3 protein-coding genes are annotated in these 3,627 nt (G+C 40.6%); 1 reads left to right on the forward strand and 2 read right to left on the reverse strand.

Annotation, left to right across the window (positions count from 1 at the left end):
- Positions 1-898 (forward strand): integrase (locus A142_RS10290; protein ID WP_019822977.1); only part of this gene is annotated, 898 nt, incomplete at its 5' end.
- A 96-nt stretch (positions 899-994) separates the two neighbouring features.
- Here the strand turns inward: A142_RS10290 and A142_RS10295 are convergent.
- Both A142_RS10295 and A142_RS10300 read right to left on the reverse strand, forming a co-directional pair.
- Positions 995-1,954, reverse strand: a complete 960-nt coding sequence (locus tag A142_RS10295; protein ID WP_019822979.1) for a nuclease-related domain-containing protein — start codon at positions 1,952-1,954, stop codon at positions 995-997.
- A gap of 427 nt (positions 1,955-2,381) precedes the next feature.
- Complete coding sequence (locus tag A142_RS10300) at positions 2,382-3,356, reverse strand: integron integrase (RefSeq protein ID WP_019822981.1); 975 nt, start codon at positions 3,354-3,356, stop codon at positions 2,382-2,384.
- Positions 3,357-3,627 lie beyond the last annotated feature (271 nt).

Here is a 3,627-nt window from a genome sequence, read left to right on the forward strand (position 1 = left end):
CCGCCTTGATGAGTTCATGGGGCGGTTGCCAACCAAATCGATCAAGTTACAGCACATCAATGAGTTCCTTTCGAAATACTATTCAGAGTTAAGTAATCGTCAGCTCAACAATAAGATCAGTAACCTTAAAAAGGTATTTTCCTATCTTGCTGATGAGAGCGCTATTGAGAGTAATTTTGTACTCAATAAAAAACAGCGTCGATTGACCAGAGAAGATTACACCAAAGCTCGCCACGACCTAGATATCGAAAACTACCAAAAGGTCTACGATGCAGCGCCACTGTTTCTTAAGGTCGCAATGAGCTTAACTCTTGAGACGACTCATGCTGTGAGAGAGATCTATAGGCTTCGTTATCGGATATACAAACCACGTGAAGGCGTTTGTGGGATTCTTTGGAACCCTGACAAAGAGGTGGAGTATGTTGACGGGCATGCTGTGTATGGAATGCTTTATGTTCACCGAGAAAAGGTGAAAAAGTCCGATGCTTCCACTGTCGCCATTCCTGTCACTCAGACGATTAAAGACATTGTCGATCTTTCTAAAACATCGAGATTGATTTGTCCTTATATCGTTCATCGTAAACCGAAACAGCAGCAACGTGGCATTTCAAAAGAGACCGACCATCTTTACCAAGTACATCACCACAATATAAGTAAAGAGTTCAGTAAGGTTCGAGATTCATTAGGGCTTTATAGCCACCTAAAGAAATCGTTAAGGCCGACCTATCATGAAATTCGAGGACTAGCTGCTCGAATGATTGAACAGCAAGGGCAGAGTGCTACCGAGCGAATGGCACACGCGAACGCTAAAACAACAAAAATCTATACAGGCACAAGTGACATTATTTGGCACCAAGTACCACCTGTTGAGGTTATGCCGAAAAGTGGCCAGAAGTGATTTGTGTTAGTTCTTTAGTTTTGGAGGAATTCGGAATCCGAATTTGAATCCGCATCGCTTTAAATTGCGTTGTAATTCGGATTCCGAATTATTAGATTAAGGAAATACGACTTGAGTTCCTTCACCACAAGAGCATGCAATTGAGTACGTGTTCTTTTTCTTACTGACTTTAGCTGAATTAGATTGGCAAGAATGGCAACTAATACGCATTGCAGTATTCACCTTACATTGTGGGCAGTAGACGTAATACCCATACTTTCCATACCTCGGCTCGGTCTGCGGGCTTTGACACTTCTTACAATTAAAACCATGCCTTATTTGTGGAACTTTGGCCTTTTCAATTGCTTCTTGAGCTGGAACCAAGTCTACCTTTTCAGTTTCGCTCAATTCTGCGAGATGTACTTTGGGAGCCGGAGAGGACGTAGGCACATGTTGTTCGTTTAGAAAGTGAACTAGGCGGTACAGTTCATCACGATTAAACGTAGGGTTCGGATTTAGAATTGAACCTACGCGGTGCTTTTTGATGAGACTCTTAACGCAGCTACCAATAGACTCGGCTTTAATGAGCTTCTTCGATATATCTTTAGGGATAGAAGTTCGATCGATTAGAGCGTCATTGGACGCGGCACAGAGTTGATCCCAACAGCGACCACCAAAGTACGCCTGTACAAACGCAATTCGGTCTAGCAACGACTTAGCGTTGTCATTTAAAAGTGCTTTCAATAGTTTGGTTTGTAACTTAGCTTGCTCGATAGGCGAGGGCATTCCAGTCCAATTCCCTCTTACGGTTCGGCTCCATTCGAGTTGATTGTTGACCTTAACCTCACCACGAATCGATTTCGACTCAATAATGATAAATCCTTTGTTATAAAGGACTAAGTGATCGATCTGAGCTGTTTCATTTTTAAACTGTATGCGTAGGTCATTGATAATGAAAACGTCATTTGCATCTCCAAACTCTCTGCGTAAGTAAAACGCGACATCTTGCTCTACTTTTGCACCAGCTTTCTGTTGAAGACTATTGTCGATTTTTGAATCTCTATCCTTAGTAATCATTCTTTATTCCTGCTTTTTTATAAAAGCAGTTTACCATGCAGTCTTATTCATATTGATGGTGTATATGTTTTTGAGACATATGTTCTTTTTCGAACACTGTTATTGATGAAAATTGTGAAATATCTCTTTTCGAAAGCTCGAAGTAGAGAGTAGGAAACCTGCAACTCGCTGTTTAATAATGTGTTTGTTAGGCATCCTGTTATTGTGCGTGTTAGGGCGTTGTGAGCGCCATGAAAGTTGTAAATAGGCAATGGTGGCGTAACAATAAGAGGTGATACGCAGCCATTGCTGCAGAGAAAAACACACACATAAATTGTTATTGAGTTTTTGGGGTGACTAGAGGCCTCAGCCCTAAGAGCAGGTGATAGTGCCCTGTTTCGTGATTATGAAGTCATTTCAGAATTCGGAATCCGAATTTCATCTATCGTTACTTTACGAATATTCTTGATAGTGGGCTAACAACGCCATTGGCGCCTCTATCTATGATGTGAGTATAGATTTGCGTTGTCTTCAAATCTGTGTGACCAAGTTGTTCTTGAACGGTTCTGATATCCGCTCCGCTTTGAAGAAGGTGCGTAGCGAATGAGTGCCTTAAAGTATGGCATGAGATATTTTTCTCAATGTTGGCTTTTTGGCCTGCAACCTTAATGTGTTTTTGAAGCGCTGTTGGGTGAATATGGTGCCTACGTAGCTCGCCTGTTTGTAAATCTGGCGACAAACGACTAGAGGGAAAGAGGAATTGCCAATTTAGGCTCCTTTCTGCGCTCGGGTATTTTCTAGCGAGAGCTTCAGGTATGTATACACCAGAGAAAACTGTGTCATTCATGTCTTGATGATAGTAACTCGCGGATCTCTGTTGCTGTTGTTTGATAGCGGGGAAAAGCTCTGGTGCTATTGTCACTATGCGGTTTTTACCTCCTTTCCCTTGCCATACACGTACAGATTTATATGCATAATCGATATCTTGTATGCGTAAGCGTAGACACTCCATTAAACGCAACCCTGATCCATACATTAATTGATAAGGTAATTTGTAGTTAGGTGAACAGTGATTGAATAGCCTTCCAATCTCTTCTGGAGTCATGACTGTTGGTAATTTTCTTGATTTATCTGAGCGCCGAAACTGCATATCAAGCTCTATGGGTTCTTGAATAATTTCTTTGTATAAAAAGACTAATGCATTGAGAGCCAGACTTTGCGTTTTCCTCGCTGACTTTTTGTTAACAACCAAGTGCGTTAGGAAATCTTCTACATGCCTGGAAGTTAAGCTCTTTGGGTGCTTTTTATCATGATAAAGAATGTATTGGTGAATCCAATAAATGTACGCCTCCGTTGTACGAAGGGCATAGTGCCGTCCAAGCATATATTCTTGTATATACGATAGAAATGGTGATTTTTTCATTAAACTGTAACTGGTTATCCATACATGAGTTGAAGTTTGGCACATCAATTCATGCTATATAGAAAAATTCTGTATTTTGGGATGTAGGCAGAGAGCTGTAGTGCTTAAGTTACTGTTAGTTTTCATAAAAACGGGGTATCGTTTACGTCATTAAGATACTAGACAGAATAATTCTGTATTTAAGTGCAGAATTTTTCTGTCTAATATAGCTGTTAGGAGTTTTTATGGTCAAGCTAGATAAATCTAATTTAGAAAAAGTATTACATCACGA

The sequence above is a fragment of the Vibrio splendidus 12E03 genome (assembly GCF_000272105.2).
GTDB classification, from domain to species: Bacteria; Pseudomonadota; Gammaproteobacteria; order Enterobacterales; family Vibrionaceae; genus Vibrio; species Vibrio splendidus_I.